Origin of the sequence: Pararobbsia alpina, from assembly GCF_965118125.1 — a bacterium.
GTDB lineage: Bacteria > Pseudomonadota > Gammaproteobacteria > Burkholderiales > Burkholderiaceae > Pararobbsia > Pararobbsia alpina_A.
The window spans coordinates 270,879-287,265 of record NZ_OZ221287.1 but is presented as its reverse complement, the minus strand read 5'-3'; the positions used below and the strand labels follow the sequence as shown (position 1 = coordinate 287,265).

At 63.7% G+C, this 16,387-nt stretch carries 16 protein-coding genes; 4 read left to right on the top strand and 12 right to left on the bottom strand.

What is annotated here, in order from left to right:
* Positions 1–174 precede the first annotated feature (174 nt).
* Positions 175–474, bottom strand: a complete 300-nt coding sequence (locus ACMFWR_RS01195) for a hypothetical protein (RefSeq protein ID WP_413193240.1) — start codon at positions 472–474, stop codon at positions 175–177.
* 226 nt (positions 475–700) lie between these two features.
* Here ACMFWR_RS01195 and ACMFWR_RS01190 point away from each other — a divergent pair, with 226 nt between their 5' ends.
* On the top strand, positions 701–1,213 hold the full coding sequence (locus ACMFWR_RS01190; protein ID WP_413193239.1) for a MarR family winged helix-turn-helix transcriptional regulator: 513 nt from the start codon (positions 701–703) through the stop codon (positions 1,211–1,213).
* 408 nt (positions 1,214–1,621) lie between these two features.
* A complete protein-coding gene (locus tag ACMFWR_RS01185) occupies positions 1,622–3,361 on the top strand; it encodes a DHA2 family efflux MFS transporter permease subunit (protein WP_413193238.1) in 1,740 nt (579 codons plus the stop codon).
* Between the two features lie 126 nt (positions 3,362–3,487).
* Here ACMFWR_RS01185 and ACMFWR_RS01180 read toward each other — a convergent pair whose 3' ends face one another.
* The 8 genes from ACMFWR_RS01180 to gspG all read right to left on the bottom strand — a co-directional run bounded on the left by ACMFWR_RS01180 (position 3,488) and on the right by gspG (position 9,520).
* Complete coding sequence (locus ACMFWR_RS01180) at positions 3,488–4,267, bottom strand: type II secretion system protein N (protein ID WP_413193237.1); 780 nt, start codon at positions 4,265–4,267, stop codon at positions 3,488–3,490.
* A 22-nt stretch (positions 4,268–4,289) separates the two neighbouring features.
* Positions 4,290–4,817 carry a type II secretion system protein GspM gene (gene gspM, locus ACMFWR_RS01175; protein ID WP_413193236.1) on the bottom strand — a complete coding sequence of 176 codons (528 nt, stop codon included), beginning with the start codon at positions 4,815–4,817 and terminating at the stop codon, positions 4,290–4,292.
* Complete coding sequence (gspL, locus tag ACMFWR_RS01170; RefSeq protein ID WP_413193235.1) at positions 4,814–6,352, bottom strand: type II secretion system protein GspL; 1,539 nt, start codon at positions 6,350–6,352, stop codon at positions 4,814–4,816. The genes gspM and gspL overlap by 4 nt, the downstream gene beginning before the upstream one ends.
* A 29-nt stretch (positions 6,353–6,381) precedes the next feature.
* On the bottom strand, positions 6,382–7,515 hold the full coding sequence (gene gspK, locus ACMFWR_RS01165) for a type II secretion system minor pseudopilin GspK (protein ID WP_413193234.1): 1,134 nt from the start codon (positions 7,513–7,515) through the stop codon (positions 6,382–6,384).
* Entirely contained in the window at positions 7,512–8,186 is a 675-nt protein-coding gene (locus ACMFWR_RS01160; protein ID WP_413193233.1) for a type II secretion system protein J, read from the bottom strand. Before ACMFWR_RS01160 ends, gspK begins: the two co-directional genes overlap by 4 nt.
* Entirely contained in the window at positions 8,164–8,517 is a 354-nt protein-coding gene (gspI, locus tag ACMFWR_RS01155) for a type II secretion system minor pseudopilin GspI (RefSeq protein ID WP_413193232.1), read from the bottom strand. Before gspI ends, ACMFWR_RS01160 begins: the two co-directional genes overlap by 23 nt.
* Positions 8,518–8,584: 67 nt before the next feature.
* Positions 8,585–9,073 (bottom strand): GspH/FimT family pseudopilin, encoded by a 489-nt coding sequence (locus ACMFWR_RS01150; RefSeq protein ID WP_413193231.1) that lies wholly within the window; start codon positions 9,071–9,073, stop codon positions 8,585–8,587.
* Between the two features lie 21 nt (positions 9,074–9,094).
* Complete coding sequence (gspG, locus tag ACMFWR_RS01145) at positions 9,095–9,520, bottom strand: type II secretion system major pseudopilin GspG (protein ID WP_413194721.1); 426 nt, start codon at positions 9,518–9,520, stop codon at positions 9,095–9,097.
* Between the two features lie 248 nt (positions 9,521–9,768).
* Here gspG and ACMFWR_RS01140 point away from each other — a divergent pair, with 248 nt between their 5' ends.
* Entirely contained in the window at positions 9,769–10,179 is a 411-nt protein-coding gene (locus tag ACMFWR_RS01140) for a type II secretion system protein N (protein WP_413193230.1), read from the top strand.
* Between the two features lie 170 nt (positions 10,180–10,349).
* Here ACMFWR_RS01140 and gspF read toward each other — a convergent pair whose 3' ends face one another.
* The 3 genes from gspF to gspD all read right to left on the bottom strand — a co-directional run bounded on the left by gspF (position 10,350) and on the right by gspD (position 15,584).
* On the bottom strand, positions 10,350–11,567 hold the full coding sequence (gspF, locus tag ACMFWR_RS01135) for a type II secretion system inner membrane protein GspF (protein ID WP_413193229.1): 1,218 nt from the start codon (positions 11,565–11,567) through the stop codon (positions 10,350–10,352).
* 61 nt (positions 11,568–11,628) lie between these two features.
* On the bottom strand, positions 11,629–13,143 hold the full coding sequence (gene gspE / locus ACMFWR_RS01130) for a type II secretion system ATPase GspE (RefSeq protein WP_413193228.1): 1,515 nt from the start codon (positions 13,141–13,143) through the stop codon (positions 11,629–11,631).
* A 26-nt stretch (positions 13,144–13,169) separates the two neighbouring features.
* Positions 13,170–15,584 (bottom strand): type II secretion system secretin GspD, encoded by a 2,415-nt coding sequence (gspD, locus tag ACMFWR_RS01125; RefSeq protein WP_413193227.1) that lies wholly within the window; start codon positions 15,582–15,584, stop codon positions 13,170–13,172.
* A gap of 319 nt (positions 15,585–15,903) precedes the next feature.
* On the opposite strand from gspD, the gene ACMFWR_RS01120 reads away from it, so the two are divergent.
* Complete coding sequence (locus ACMFWR_RS01120) at positions 15,904–16,344, top strand: lytic transglycosylase domain-containing protein (protein ID WP_413193226.1); 441 nt, start codon at positions 15,904–15,906, stop codon at positions 16,342–16,344.
* Positions 16,345–16,387 lie beyond the last annotated feature (43 nt).

Here is a 16,387-nt window from a genome sequence, read left to right as displayed (position 1 = left end):
AGTCGTTACTGCGCGGATCAGCCGTCGATCCACGCAAAAAAGCGGGAAACCTGAGCGCCACAGAGGCAAGAACGATGGCGGCTTGAGCGCGAACGTCGTCGCGGCTCGAGGACGAACAGCACCGCGGCTCAAGGGCGAACGCCGCCCCGGCTCGAGGACGAGCGGCGCCGCGGCCTAAGGACGATTGCCGCAGTATTTCGGCAACGTGGCGCGCTGAATTTTCCGCGCCGATGCTGCACGCTTGGGAACCGCAGCGCTGGTAACGGAAGAGGCGGGCACAGGCAAAGCCGCGTTGCGGCTGGCGGGGGCGCTGACAGCGCGATTGCGCCGGTCGAGGTACACCAGCAGCGCGATCATCGCCATGCCGAACGGAAGCAGAAAAATGAACACGTACGCGGAAAGTTTCAACCATCGCAGCGGACCCTGAGGAGCAAGGCGGGAAAGGCGGGCGGCGGTGGTCTTGAGCGTATTCATTTGAGGTTCCGGGGGGCATCCGGCTGAAGCCGGCGCGAGTCGCTAGCGCATTTGCTATGGCTGGAGAATTTCGATTTGCATATCTTATTGCCTATGCAAGTAATTCTCAAGGCTAGGCCCTGAAGAGACCGTGGCTATTCGCCTTTTCGCAACGCTTGACTTTTCTGCCTAGGCAACTAGTATTCGAAACCAATGGCATGCTTGCCTAAAACACCGGATTGATTTCATGACAGGCGTCCCGAAACACGAGGGGTGTGGTTCGAAACCCGAAGACTTCTCCCTCGAAGGCAGCGTGGGGTATTTCCTTTCCCGCGCGCGCAACGTCCTGTTGCATCGCATGGATACGGCCGTCGGCCCGCTTGGCCTGACGCCGCAGCAAATTGGCGTGATGTTCCAGCTCAGCCGCGGTCTTGCCCGCACGCCGCAGGAGCTGTCGCGCGCGCTCGCGTATGACAGCGGCTCGATGACCCGGATGCTCGACCGGCTCGAGAAGAAGGGGTTCATCGCGCGCACGCGCAGCGAGCAGGATCGCCGCGTGGTCGAAGTGGATCTGACCGACGCGGGCCGCGCGATCGCGGGTCAGCTCCCGACCGTGTGCGGCAGCGTGATGACCGAGGTACTCGCGCCGTTCAGCAAGGACGAAGTTGAAACGCTGATCCACTTGCTGAGCCGCATCGCTGAGCAGGACGTGTCGATTGCGCTCAGCAATGCGAGCGCGGATGACGACGAACACGCTTAGTCGTTGGCGAACACGCTGAGTCGATGGCACGCCGCGTTCGGGCGCGACAACGTCGACCTCGCCGGTCGAACCGGTGAATTGAACAGCTTGAGTCGGTGACGCGCCGCAACTCGCGCGCGAGCATCGGGAAGTGGGCTTTGCCGGTTAAACCGGTGAATTGAACGGATCGAAGCGTTCAGGCACCGCGAGCGCTACGACTAAGCAGCAACGGGTAGGGGGTTGGCCTCGCCGGTATCACCGGCGAAATGAATTGCGCTGTGATTACTGTCTGGGCAGAAGATGCTGGGGCAGATATTTAAATAACCATTTAACGCTGACTCGCACGCGCCACCGGCCGCCACCATGGCCGACGTTCATTGAACGAAGCGCGGCGTCGAAGTCAGTCACACGAAGCACCAGGGTCTCGCCATGTCCGACGTTGCCGTATCGGCTTCTGATTTTGTCCCCGCATCCGGCGCGGCTGCGCCTGCAGCCCCCGCGTCATCGCCGGCATCCGGCGCATCGGGGCGTGCACTGACGGCTGCGTCCGCATCCACGACCGCTGCACCTTCGGATGTTGCCGGCGCACCGCCGGCTCCCCCCGTGCAACCACCCGCCGCGGCAGGTCCTGCGGGTTCGGCAGGTGCTCCGCCGGCGTTCTCGCCCGGTACCCTGGCCCTGCTCACGCTTGCCCTTGCGTTCGGCACGTTCATGGAGGTGCTCGATACCTCGATCGCGAACGTCTCCGTACCGACGATCGCGGGCAGCCTCGGCGTCGCGAGCAGCCAGGGCACGTGGGTCATCAGTTCCTATTCGGTCGCCGCGGCGATCGCCGTGCCGCTGACCGGCTGGCTCGCAAAGCGGGTCGGCGAGGTCAAGCTGTTTACGATGTCCGTGTCGCTGTTTGCCTTGATGTCGGCACTCTGCGGCTTCGCGAACAACCTCGAATCGCTGGTGTTCTTCCGCCTGATGCAAGGCCTCGTGTCGGGACCGATGGTGCCGCTGTCGCAGACCATCCTGATGCGCAGCTATCCGCCTGCCAAGCGAGGGCTGGCGCTCGGGCTCTGGGCGATGACGGTGGTCGTGGCGCCGATCTTCGGCCCCTTGCTCGGCGGCTATATCACCGACAACTACACGTGGCCGTGGATCTTCTATATCAACGTGCCGATCGGCATCTTCTCGGCGCTCGTGTGCATGTCGGCGCTCAAGGGACGTGAAACCAAGACCGTGCATATCCCGATCGATGCCATCGGCCTCGCGCTCCTTGTCGTCGGCGTCGGCTCGCTGCAGATGATGCTCGACCTCGGCAAGGACCGGGACTGGTTCAACTCGCCGTTTATCCTGACGCTCGGACTGACCGCTGCGGTCGCGCTGACGTTGATGCTGATCTGGGAGCTGACCGAGGCACAGCCGATCGTCGACCTCTCGCTGTTCAAGGATCGCAACTTCGCGCTCGGCGTACTGGTCCTCGCGCTCGGCTACTGCACCTTCTTCGGCTCGGTCGTGATCTTTCCGTTGTGGCTGCAGACCGTGATGGGCTACACCGCAGGGAAAGCGGGGCTGGCAACCGCGCCGGTCGGATTGCTCGCGCTCGTCCTGTCGCCGATGGTCGGACGCAATATCACGAAGCTCAATCTGCGCATGGTCGCGTCGTTCGCCTTCTGCGTGTTCGCGTTTGTGTCGTTCTGGAATTCGACCTTCACGCTCGACACGCCGTTTCTGACGTTGCTCGGACCGCGCTTGACGCAAGGCATCGGTGTCGCGTGTTTCTTTGTACCGGTCACGACCATCACGCTGTCGAGTGTGTCGCTTGACCATATGGCCGCGGCGTCGGGCCTGTCGAACTTCCTGCGCACACTATCGGGCGCGATCGGTACGGCAATGAGCACGACGATCTGGGAGAACACGGCGATCTACCACCACGCCGTGCTCGCAGAATCCGTTAATCCGTATTCGGCAAACACCAGCGCGTTTACCGATTCGCTGAACACGCTGGGTGTGATCGGCGACACGGCGACGGCGCAGATCAATTCCATCGTGACGCAGCAGGGCTTTATGCTCGCGACCAACGATTACTTCCGATGGTCCGGATTCGCTTTTATCGCACTGGCCGTGCTCGTGTGGTTCACGCGGCCGCCCAAGACCGCGCAGGCGCATTCCGGTCATTGACGTCCGGATCCCGAGGTCGAGGATGTTCAGGTCGTTCCGAATATCCCGGAGGCCTCGGATGCACGAAACGCTTCGGACGGCCTGGATGTCCTGGATGCTCCGGATGTCCCGGTCATTCAGCTTGCCTTATCGATTGAAGACTAACGCGTAGCTGCCGTCCGGATCGCGACGGCCGAGCAGATCGAGGAACGAGCGAAGGTTCTCGGCGACGGCCGGATCGGCACGCGCATCACCGTTGAATGCCAGACGCCGGTCACGCATATCGCCCTGGCCCTCGAGGATCAGCGGACCCTTGAGCGTCTTGAGCTGCAGCGTGCCGGTCTCACCCTGCGCTTCGTAAATGACCTGATATGCACCGAGCGGCCGCACACGCGAGACGCGCGAGGCGATATCCGACAGCGTGACCGTCATGCGCCCGAAAGCGTTCGGGCCGAACACGCGCCACTCGTTCCAGTCGAGACGCACAATGCCGCGCAGCGCGAGCGTATTGAACGGCGCGCCGAGGCCGTCGAGCAGGCTTGCGGGCACATCGAGACTGCCTGCGCCAAGCGTGGCCTGACGCAGCGTGGCCACCAGCTCGACCGGCGCAGGCATCGCAGCCGTCTGGTCGAGCGTCATGTGAACGCGTCCTGTCATCAGCGGCCAGAAGGCGGTCGTCCATTCGAGGCGCCCGGGCAACTCGGTCGCATCGCCCGAGTCCGATCCCGCGGCAAGCCGCAGCGTCGCGCTGCCGTGCCACAGCGATCCCGAAGGATCGGCCAGCACAACGCGGCCTCCCGTGCGCAGGGCGAATTGCGGCGTGATCCACGCAGCCGGCAGCATCGCCAGCACGGTAATCACGATCGTCAAAAGTCCCACCAAAACCCACGGCCAGACTCGCGCGGCCACGTATCCGAAACGATTCATCGAACCTCGATTGTGAGTACTCTCAATGCGACACCGCGGGCGCCAGCGTCGCATCGAGATCGACCTGGCCCGGCTTGTCGAGGGCCGTCACGTTGGCCTCCGACACCTGCACCTTGTTCGCCTTGCGTGCGTCGTCGACCCAGCCGATCCAGTCGCCGAACGCGACGTTCTTTGCGCGGACCTGCATCGCATCGCCAAGCGCCGTGACCTGAACGTTCTGCAGACCATGCGCCGCGAGCGAATCGACCAGCGCCTGATGCAGCGCGTCACCGCTCGGCGGCACGCCGGCCGCAGCAGCGGAAAGCTCACGCGCCTCGCGCGCCTCAGCCTGCATCTGTGCCAGCTGCGCGCGCAGTTGCGGCAACTCTTCACGCAGCTTCGCGCGACCTTCGTAGGCGGGGGAGAAGAACACGCTATAGACGAGTGCGATGCCGAGCACCGTGCCCCCGATCGTCAGCAGGCGCTTCTCGCGCGGTTCGCGCGCACTCCAGAATTCGCCGATGGCCGTGCCGACTGCGCCAAATGTTGCTGCGCCAGTTGCCATTTTCATTTCTGCGCTCCCGAATTCGTGCCTGCGGCGTTCGCACTCTTGATGGTCCACTTGCCGCTGGCTTCCTTGCCGTTCAGGCCATTGCCATTAAGTCGCGAAGCAAAGCCCGGATCGACCCGCACGCCGGGCTTGAACGTCACGGTCAACTCGCGCGATTTATACGCAATCGATGCGATCGAGTCGGACGACACGCTACCGAGCGAGCGCGCGACACCGGCCGCCATCGACAGAAAGTCGGATGGCGACAACTGGCCGGCTGCGAGCCTCAGCTGATCGAGCTGACGCGACATTTGCGACGGCGGCTCGAGCACCACCGACGTACGCGGAAACGCGGAGAGCAACGTCTCGGTCTGCTGGTTCACGATGGCATCGCGTTCGTGCGCGAGCGTGAGCCACTGGATGTTGATGCCGATGAGGGTCACCACAATGCTCGCGATCGCAAGCATCGCCGGCAGGCGCCACATGCGCCACGTGTGACGGCCCGGGCGCCAGCCTTGCGAGGCAAATTCGAACTGGCAAAGATCGAAGCGGCTCGTGAGTGCGGCACGCGCGAGCGTTTCGAACGGCAACGGCAAAGCCTGATCGGACAGGGGCTGCGCAGCGCCATTCGCATCGGGCCATCGCGCGCGAGTTGAATCCATCGCGGGTTCGACGCCAGGCACCGCAGTCAGGCGATACAGCGTCAGCGGTGCACCCGCGCTGACGGCGGCAAGCGTCGCGTCCAGCGCATTGGCCGGCACGGCCATGCCTTCGCCGAGGCGGCCTCGCGCAATCGCCAGCTCGATGCGCGGCACCATCGCGGCCGCGGGCGTGAACGAGGCCTCGCCAGCAAGCACGGGATCGGTCGGCACCACGGCGCCGAGGATCGCGGCCACGACCGGCACGGCGTGCTCGAGCGCAGCGTGTTCCGAGGCCTCCTTCGCTGCCTGTTCCGCAGCGTCGCGGGCAGCACGCACCGCTTCGCCAGGCCGCTGGACATCCGCGGACGCCGTTCCGCCGACGGTCGCTTCCACCGTTTCAAGCACCTGACCTTCCGCCACTTCGGCGGGCACCACGCCGACGGCCGACGGCACGCCGCTGAGCGCGGCATCGTCGGCCACGGGCAGACCGGTCGTCAGCGGCACCATGCGCACGTTGCGATGACCGGCGCCCGAAAAGGCCTCGGTCATAAAGCGCATCCAGCCGCGGTCAATGACCGCCAGCAGCTTGACGCCGTTGACGGCCGGTTCCGGGTCGACGGCGATATGACACGTCTGCGCGTCCTGAATGATCTGGTCTTCGATCACATTCGGCAGGATCTGCCGGAGCTTCAACCCTTTGACGGGCGGCAGCTTGGCACGCAGCAGCAGGGTGTCGCGCGCGGCCACGAGCGCGACGGTCAGCCCGGCCTTGGGCAGCAACGCCACGCTCGCCGAACCCGATCGCATCGTGCGGCCGCGTTTGTCCAGCAGCACGAAGGGCAGCGCCGGCAAGCTCCACTCCTGAGCGGGAACGGCCGGGTCCCGGGGTGGTAGTTGAACGATCAGCGTAGTCAAGGCGTCCGCGTCCCTGGTTGGAAGGTGTTTTAGTTCGCATCGTCGACGCTGACAACGCGCGTCGCATGCGTAAGGGTGTCCCGATAAATCAGCGCGTCGCGATGCAATTGCGCGCGTCCACGCCGGATCTGGCCGTGGAGTATGAAATAGCTCGTTTTCACGTCGATGTCGCTGGTATCGATGGTGAAGTTCGGAGGTAGCATGGCGCCCACACGCGTCTGGAAATCGCCCACCGAGATAAAGAATACTTGATCGCGCTGGTTGACCAGCCCCTGCGCATTCGACAGCGAGAGTTCGGGAATGAGCGCGGAGATGACCTCCGCGCTCGCGGTGTTCACGTTGATCGGGGTCACGGTCGGCAAGACGGTCACGAACGGCGCGAGTCGCGCCACGACCGCGGGCGTGAAGCCCGGAACGTCGAGCAGCGAATAGACCGAAGTGATCGGCAATGGGCGCGCCGATGAATCGTCGTCGCTGTCGGCCAGCCCGGGCTTGTCGGTGAATTGGCCATCAGCGCCACCGGGCTGCGGCACGTTCGGCACGCCCTGGATCGACGTCATGCTCGACAGCGAATTGCTGACGCTCTGACGTGTGCGGCCGATCGAATACTGAAGCGAACGCCTCACATACTGCGAAGCCGGGCCCGCAAGCTCGCCGTTCAGACCCAGCGAAGCGAGCAGCTTCTGAAACGCCTTGACCTGCACCGGATCGATCGCGGCGCCCGTCGATGCCGTCGACATGGCCATATTGCGCAGGTTGAACTTGGCCTGCGCATCCTCGATCGAGCCCGACACCCAGCTGTCGTTGGTCCCTTCGAGATCGCCGCCCGAGCCGCCGCCGAATTTGCCGAGCAGGTCGGACAGGCGGGTTTCTGCGATCGGCACGGCCCAGACGCCGCCGAGATAGTCGACCGGCGACGTGTCCGCACCCGAGCGCAGGACCAGTCGCGCCCAATCGATCGTGCCGCGCGCGACCCATTCGGACTGATTCACGAGTCGCTGATTCTCGATACGGCGGATCTGTACCTGTTGCCGCCACAGAATGCCGGCCACGAGGATCGCGGACAGCGCGACGACCAGCAATGCGCTGATGATCGCGACCCCGCGCTCGCGTCGCGATTGCGCGTGGGCTTGCGGCGGGTGAATGACGCGATGTTTCATCATTGCCCCACCAGCAGGATGCGCCGCACCGGGGCCGGCTGGCCATGGAGCCGGATATCGACCGCGACGCCCGTCACGCTGCGCGGCAGCGGCCCGTTGCCCGCCTGCGGAATGGTCGGCGCCTTGATATCGGCATCGAGCTGATCGCGCGCCACGCTCATGTCAGCGGTGAAGCCGTGATCGGGCACCCAGGCCTCTGATCCGAACCCATCGACACCCGACGCGAGTTCGATCGAACTCCAGCCATCATCAGCCTGCCCGTTGAGATTCGCGCGCAGCTGACCGATCGTCGAGATCCCGGGCGACGCTTCGCGCACGACACGATGCCCGGTGTCGCGATAGCGAATCACCTGCAAGCGCGGCGCTTGTCCGGGCAGGCGCATATTGCGCACGATCTGCAGCACGCCACCGCCGACACGCACGGGCGGCTGCCCGACTTCATCGTCTCGCGCGGCATTGCGCAAATCCACATTGACCTGTGCAAACAGCTGCGACAACGCGCGTTCGCTCGTCATATGCGACGTCAGCGATTCGCGCGCGCGCAGGATCTCGTCGAGGCCGCGATACGACAGGACCGCGACGACCGCGAGCAAGGCGATCGCCACCAGCATTTCGATGAGCGTGAAGCCCGCCGCGCGACGCGGCGCACGCTTAGAGCGAGCGACGCGTTTCATTGGGAATCACCGTGGTAATACTGGCCAGCACTTCGTCGTTATTCGCGCGCCGCACGACCACTTCGATCTGGCGGAACAGCGGGTTCGGGGTTGAACGTACCGTGATTGCGCAAACCAGCGCGAGATCGCCCTGCGGACATTCAACGACCGATGTACCGATCTCGGGCCATTGATGCTGAAGCGAAATCGTCGTCAGCGCGTTGTCGGCGCTCCAGCCGGCGAGCATGCGTTCGTGGAGTCGCGACGAGTTGCTTGCCAGGCTGCCGACTGCGCGCAATGACGCGCCGAGCGCAATTGCGATGATCGCGAGCGCGACGAGCACTTCGATCATCGTAAAACCGGCACTCCGGCGGCCGGCACTCCGTCGCAAAGACCGGCGCGAGAGCAGGGCGCGATGCTTATTGAACGGCATAGCGGCCATTGCCCGTACTCACGATGCTGACCTGCGCGGAAGGACCATAGAGCGTGATGACCGCGGGCAGATCGATAGCCTCGACGCCGAACACCAACCGTTCAGCCTGACCCGACGCACCTTGCACACCCGGGTAACGAATCGATACGCGATCCACTTCCGTGCTCCATGACCGTGGCATCAGCAGCGGATCATCATCGAGGCTACGCCATCCGCCGTCGCGTTCGCGCGAAAAGAAACGATAGCCGCCCTGCATGGGGGACCACGCAATCGGTGACGAGCGCAGTTGCGCATCGTCACTCGCGGTTTCAAAGGCAAGCGCAAGTCGCTGCGCTTCTTCGGCGAGATCCGTGCGCGGATTGCGCGTGAGCGCAAGCGACGCGGCCGCGACAAGAATGCCCGCGATCACGAGGACCACGAGCATCTCGATCAGCGTAAAGCCGCGCGCGGCGCGCGGCGCCTGTGCGCATCGCATGATCAACCCGGCCGTTATGCTTTACTGCCAGGAACCGATATCGGCGTCGTTGCCTTCGCCGCCGGGTTTCTTGTCGGCGCCGTAGCTGAAGACATCAATCTCATCGTGCGCGCCCGGATTCAGATATTGATATTGCGAGCCCCACGGGTCGGCCGGCAGACGCTCGAGATAACCACCTTCCTTCCAGTTCGTCGGCACGGGTTCCGAATCCGGCTTCTTGATCAGCGCCTGCAGGCCCTGATCCTGAGTCGGGTAACGGCCGTTGTCCAGCCGGTACAGCTTGAGCGCCTGCATGATCGTCGAGATGTCCTGACGCGCGGCGACACGACGCGCTTCGTCGGGGCGGCTCATGATCTTCGGCACGATCAACGCGGCAAGAATGCCGAGGATCGCAATCACGACCATCACTTCGATCAGCGTGAACCCGCGTTGCAGGCGCGTGCGCATTGCGCGTGCGCGCGACGCTGGCGCCGTCTGAACCGCCGGTTCTGTCGTCACTTGTTCCGTCACATGTTCCGTTAACACTTGCATGACTGACTGCCTCTCTCTTTCAAAAAATCGCTCTGTTCATTGTAAGTCGCGAAGATGACGCGCCGACGCGGCCCTGTACGGACAGTTCGCGCGCTGTGTCACGCAATGTGACGCGGGTGCATATTCGTCATCCCGCTGCCGCTTACGCGCCGTACAATGCACGCATGAACCGACTCCAATTCCGCCTCGTGTCGCTCGCGCTGTTTGCGCTGCTCTGCGCGACGCTGACCTACTGGGTCATTACGCTGACCCAACATCCCGCCGCGCCGTCGCAGGCCGCTGCCGCACAGGTCGAGCCCAGCGCGGGAGACGCCGCGCAGCTCTTCGGCAGTCAGCCCACGCACGCGACGCAGATTCAGCTCATCGGTGTGCTCGGACTCAGCGATCACGAAGGCGCTGCGATCGTCAGCTACAACGGCGAACCGCCTCATGCGGTCGCGCTCGGCCAGGGCGTCGGCGGTGGTTCGACACTGAGCGAAATCCGCTCCCGTTCGATCGTCATCGATCGCAACGGCGCCAAGACCGAAATCGCAATGCCCGCCAACGGCGCCGGCCCGACGATCTGGGTTCGCTGATATCGGCCGCTTCGGCCGGGGTCGCCGCCCTGGCCAACGCCTCGGGCAGGTCCCCACCCAGCGTTGCCGGCGTCGAACACGTCGCTAAGCCGGCTCTCCCTCTGCTCAGAAAACCCTACCGCAGCGAACCTCACATCAGCGGACACGACATCCGCACCGCATGTCCTGAATCACTGCACCAGCTGGTTCAACTCGATGATCGGCAGCATCACCGCGAGCACGATCACGAGCACCATTCCGCCCATCGCCAGAATCAGCAACGGCTCGAGCAGGCTCGTCAGAAACATCGTCCGCCGCTCGAGTTCCATCGATTCGCCGTTCGCCGCGCGATCGAGCATCGTCGTGACGTCACCCGTCGCTTCACCCGAACGAATCAGGTGAACCAGCACCGGCGGAAACGTCTTTGTGCCAGCGAGCGCGCGCGATAGCGACGTCCCTTCGCGCACGCGCACGATCGCATCCTCGACGTTCGCACTCATCGCCGCATTGCTGAGCGTTTCGCCAGCCGCCTGCAGCGCACGCAGAATCGGCACGCCCGCCGCCGTCAAAATCGCCAGCGTGCTTGCAAAGCGCACCGTGTTGTAGCCGCGTACGAGCTTGCCCACGATCGGCGCTGTCAGCAGCCATCGGTGAAACGCGAGCTTCGGTCCGGGCTGCGCCAGAATCTTCTTGATCAGCCAGCCGACCACGAACAGCACGATCAGCGAGATCCACCAATCCTTTCGGACAAAGTCCGACAGACCCATCATGAGCACCGTGATCAGCGGCAACGCCTGCTTCGTCGTCGCAAACACGCTGACGACTTGCGGCACCACGTAGCTCAGCAGAAACGACACGATCCCGAAAGCGACGATCGTCACGATCGTCGGATACGTGAACGCAAGCACGATCTTCTGCTTGAGCGCATTGCGCTGCTCGATATAGTCCGCGAGCCGCGTCATCACAATGCCGAGCTTGCCCGTGTGTTCGCCGGCCGAGACCAGCGCGCGATAGATCTCGGGAAAATCGCGCGGATGGCGCTGCAACGCGCCCGCGAGCGACTGACCGCCGAGCACTTCGGCGCGGATCGCCGCGACCAGTTCCCGCACATACTCGCGCTCGGCCTGATCGGCCAGCACCTGTAACGCTTCATCGACCGGCAGGCCGGCGACCATCAGGCTCGCTAGCTGACGGGTCAGCAGTGCCTGTTCTCTCTGCGAGAGCTTGCGGCCGAACGACAGACGTTCGCTGCGTTCGCCCCGCGCGCGCTGTCCCGCCGGCTCGACGAGCACCGGCGTGAGGCCTTGCGTGCGCAACTGGCCGCGCGCGCCCTTCGCGCTGTCGGCTTCGATCACGCCGCGTTGCGACTTGCCCGATGTGTCGAGTGCTTCGAAACGAAATGCTGGCATGGTGGTGGCGATCGGCCTCGTCGAGGATCGGTTTGCGTGCGGTGTCGCGTCGTGATGCGCGCTACTCGCCGCCTGTCACACGGATCACTTCTTCGAGCGATGTGTAGCCCTGCGAAATCCAACGGTCGGCATCTTCGCGCAAGGTATGCATGCCGCCTGCACGCCCTGCCGCAAGAATCTCCGCATCCGCTGCCTGTTTGTGAATCAGCGTGCGGATTGCGTCGTCGATCGTGAGCAATTCGTACACGCCGCGCCGGCCCGCATAGCCCGATCGTCCGCAAGCGTCGCACCCGACAGGATGCCACGTGCCATCGCGTTCGATCTTGCACGCAGGGCACAAGCGACGCACAAGCCGCTGCGCGAGCACACCGAGCAAACTCGACGCGAGCAGGTAGGGCTCGACGCCCATATCGGTCAGACGCGTCACGGCGGATGCGGCATCGTTCGTGTGCAGCGTCGCCAGCACAAGGTGACCGGTCAGCGATGCCTGAACCGCGATCTGCGCGGTCTCGAGGTCGCGGATTTCACCGATCATGATGATGTCCGGGTCCTGACGCAGGATCGAGCGCAACGCTCGCGCGAACGTCATCCCGATCCGGTCGTTGACCTGCGTCTGGCCGATTCCCGACAGGTCATATTCGATCGGGTCTTCGACCGTCATGATGTTGCTCGTTTCAGTCTCGAGCCGCGACAGCGCCGCGTAGAGCGTTGTCGTCTTGCCCGAGCCCGTCGGTCCCGTGACCAGCACAATGCCGTGCGGCTTCGAGATGAGCTTGTCGAACAGGCCTTGCGTCGCCGACGACATGCCGAGCGCTTCGAGATTGAGCCGCTGCGAATCCTTTTCGAGCATCCGCAGCACGGCGCGTTCGCCGTGGCCGGTCGGCAGCGTCGATACCCGCACGTCGACCGGGCGTCCGCCCACGCGCAACGTGATGCGTCCGTCCTGCGGCAAACGCTTCTCGGCGATATCAAGCTGCGCCATGATCTTGATCCGCGAGATCAGTGCGCCATGCAGCGCCTTTTTCGGACGCACGACGTCGCGCAGCGTGCCGTCGACGCGAAAGCGCACGACCGACGCATTCTCGAACGGCTCGATGTGAATGTCCGATGCGCCTTCGCGGGCCGCCTGCGTGAGCAGGGCGTTGATCATCCGGATGATCGGCGCATCGTCTTCCGATTCGAGCAAGTCCTCGATCTCGGGGATGTCCTGCATCAACAGCGAGAGATCGACTTCACCTTCGACCTCGCCGACCACTTGCGCGGCGCTGCCGTCCTGGCGCGCGTACGCATTGCTGATGGCCTGCGCGAGTTCAGCGGCGTCGACCGTGACAAGACGCAGCGCGCCGAAGTTGCGCGCGACTTCCGCCGTGGCGGCTGCCGGCGTGCGTTCGCTGACCCAGACCTCGAGCCCGTCGGAATGCTGATGCGCGACCAGGATCTGGTTATTGCGCGAAAAGCCGTACGGCAATGTGCGCGCCGCGAGCGGCGAGGGCGCCTGATCGCTGCGCAGCCCGCTGACGGCCGGGCCTGGCCCGCTGCCCGGCGATGTCGTGGATCCTTGCGCGACGGTGGTCATGGTGATTCTCCGATGCCTGTGCTGCGTTACTGCACTTGCTGCGTCGGTGCGACAGCCGGCGCGGGCGCCTGGGCAGGCGCCGGTGCGATCGGTGCCGACTGCGGCGCCGTATTCGGCACCGGCGTCGACACCGGCGGCTGCTGGCCCGCGCCCGGCACTGCATTGATGCCGCCCGGCAACGTCGGGCCACCCGGGACCGGCTGCGCTTGCGGCAGCACTTTCCCGGTCTTCGGATCGGTGTAGATGATGCCGAGATTACCCGTCACCGGCTGGTTGCCCGTGCGCGGCGGCACGACCGCGTTCTCGGTGTTCGGCAGGATCCGGTTGTCCGACTGGAAGCCCGTCGTCTGCGCACGGATGTAGTCGTAGCGGTCAAGCGAGATCGACTGCTGCTGCGACGCGTCCTTGATGATCACCGGGCGCAGGAACACCATCAGGTTGGTCTTCGTGCGCGTCTTGTTTTCCGAACGGAACAGCCCGCCGATCCAGGGGATGTCGCCGAGCAGCGGCACCTTGTTGGCCGAGTCGTTGTACTGATCCTGAATCAAGCCGCCCAGCACGACGATCTGGCCGTCGTCCGACAAGATCGTCGACTGGATCGAACGCTTGTTGATGATCGCACCCGATGTCGACGTCAGCGACGTGGACACGACGCTCGAGCTTTCTTCATAGAGCTGAAGCTTGATGATGCCGTTCTCGGTGATCTGCGGCTTCACGTGCAGCGTGATACCGACGTCCTGACGATCAAACGTCTGGAACGGCGTCACCGTTGCCGTCGTGCCGGTGTTCGAATACGAACCCGTCAGAATCGGAATGTTCTGACCGACGACGATGCGTGCTTCTTCGTTGTCGAGCGTGATCATGTTCGGCGTCGACAGCACGTTGACGTTGCCGATCTGATCGAGTGCCGACAGCAGGGCGCCGAGCGCGAGGTTGTTGCCGAAGCGGTGCAGCACGCCGACGTTCAGGCCTTGCTGGATCAGGCTCGCAGCGGTCGAGATGCCCCCTGCGGTGCCAGCCGCCGCGTAGCCGGCCGCCGTCAGGTCGATGATATTGCCGGCGCCCGAACCCGAGGCCGCCGTGAAGTTAGTGCCGCCGAACAACTGCGTGTCGCCGCCACCGACAATGCCTTGCCACTGAATGCCAAGTGCCGCGCCGTCGGTGTTCGCCATTTCGACAATCAGCGATTCGATATAGACCTGCGCGCGACGCTGGTCGAGCTGGTCAATCACGTTGCGCAGGTTCCGGTACACCGCTTCGGGCGCCGTGATGATCAGCGAGTTCGTCGCCGCATCGGCCTGGATCATGCCGCCGGCCTGATTCTCGTCCGAATCCTTGGTGCCGCCGAGCAAGCCGGCCTGGCCCCCGGTGCCGCTGCTGCCATACGAACCGCCTGAGCCGGAGCCCGAAGACCCGCCGAGGCTGCCTGACGGCAGCGGGGCGATACCCGACGACGATGAACCCGAGCCTGACGACGACGAACCCACGCCGCCCGACAGGCCGCCGTTGTTCTGATTGAACTGGTCCTTGCTGCCGCTCGAGCTCGAGTTGCCGGAGCCGCTCGAATCGCCGAGCATGCCGTGCAGCGTCTTGGCGAGCTGGACCGCGTCGGCATTGCGCAACGGCACCACGTGGATGTTGCCCGGTTCGCGCGTCGCGGCGTCGAGTTCGGTCACGATCTTCTTGGCCATCGCCATGCGTGCGCCGTTCGACGAACGCAGCATCAGCGAATTGGTCCGCGGATCGGCCAGCACCGATACCTTGAGTGTCGCATCCGTATTGCCGACTGCACCCGGATCGAGCAGCTTGACGAGCTCAGCTGCGAGTTCGACCGAGCTGGCGTTCTTGAGCGGGATCACGGCCACGTCGCTTTGTCCCGCGCCACCATCGATTCCTTGAATGATGGATGCAATGCGGCGGACGTTGTCCGCATAGTCGGTCACGACGATCGAGTTGTTCGCCGGATAGGCGGCGATCGTGTTGTTCGGCGTAATCAGGGGCCGCAGCACCGGCAGCAGGTTGTTGGCCGATTCGCTATGCAGCTGGAACACCTGGGTGATGACCGAATCGCCGCGCGCGACCGGCGCGTTCCCGATATACGTCGGCACACCCTGAAGCTTCGCATCGGCTTCGGGTACGACCTTGAGCACGCCATGGTCCGTCACCATCGCGAAGCCCTGCATGCGCAGCGCCGATGTAAGGATTTTGATGGCTTGATCCTCGGGCACCGGCTGTTCGGACACGAGGTTGATCTGACCTTTGACGCGCGGGTCGACGATGATCGTCTGATTCGTAGCTGCGCCGATTGCTTTTGCGACCTGGTCGATGTCAGCGTTGACGAAATTGAGCGTGACCTGGGCGTGCGCAAGACCGCTGCACAGCAGCCCCGTCAGCACGAGTGCGCGAACAAGACGATTCGCGGCAAACAGTTTTCTAGTCATGGATCACTTGGGAATAGCGGGCTTCCTGACAGCCGCCGGTGGGAACGCCGCTGGCTGTGTCTCTTGTCCTGTCCTTCGCGTGAAACCGAACATTAGCAGTTTTTCATCTCGAAATCGCTTGCTTACCGGCCTCTAATGAATCGTAAAATTTCACACTACGCAAAGCTAAGCGGCCTCGGAGGCGGAGCGCAATGATGCGACCGCTCAATGACAGAGAAAAGAAAAATGAGCAGTTTATGTGCGCTACCGTGCTGTCAACCATGGGGGTGGTCCATGTATGATTGCGTCGGCTTCGGACCCTCAGCGAACTGCCGACCTGATGAAAACCCTGATCGCCACGGTGGCTGTGCTTTGTGCTTCGCTTGCGCCTCTTGCGCACGCGGACTGCTTTGACGCGGCCGCGGCGTACCAGCATGTGAATCCGTTCGTGTTACGCGCGATCGCCTGGCAGGAATCGCACAATCATGGCGACGCGGTCCACAAGAACGATAACGGGTCGACTGACTACGGCCTGATGCAGATCAACTCGGTGCACCTGCCGGCGTTGTCTCAATATGGGATTTCATCCGAGACGTTGATGGAACCCTGCAAGAACGTCTATATCGCCGCATGGCATCTGCGGCACCAGATGAACAAATACGGCAATACATGGCAAGCGGTCGGTGCGTATCATTCTGCTACGCCCGCGCTGCGCGACGCCTACGCCAAACAGATCATTGCGATCCTGGCCAAGTGGAATATCGTGACGGTCGAGCGTTAATGCGTTAATGCGATAGTGCGTGAGTGTTGTTAGCGCATGAATC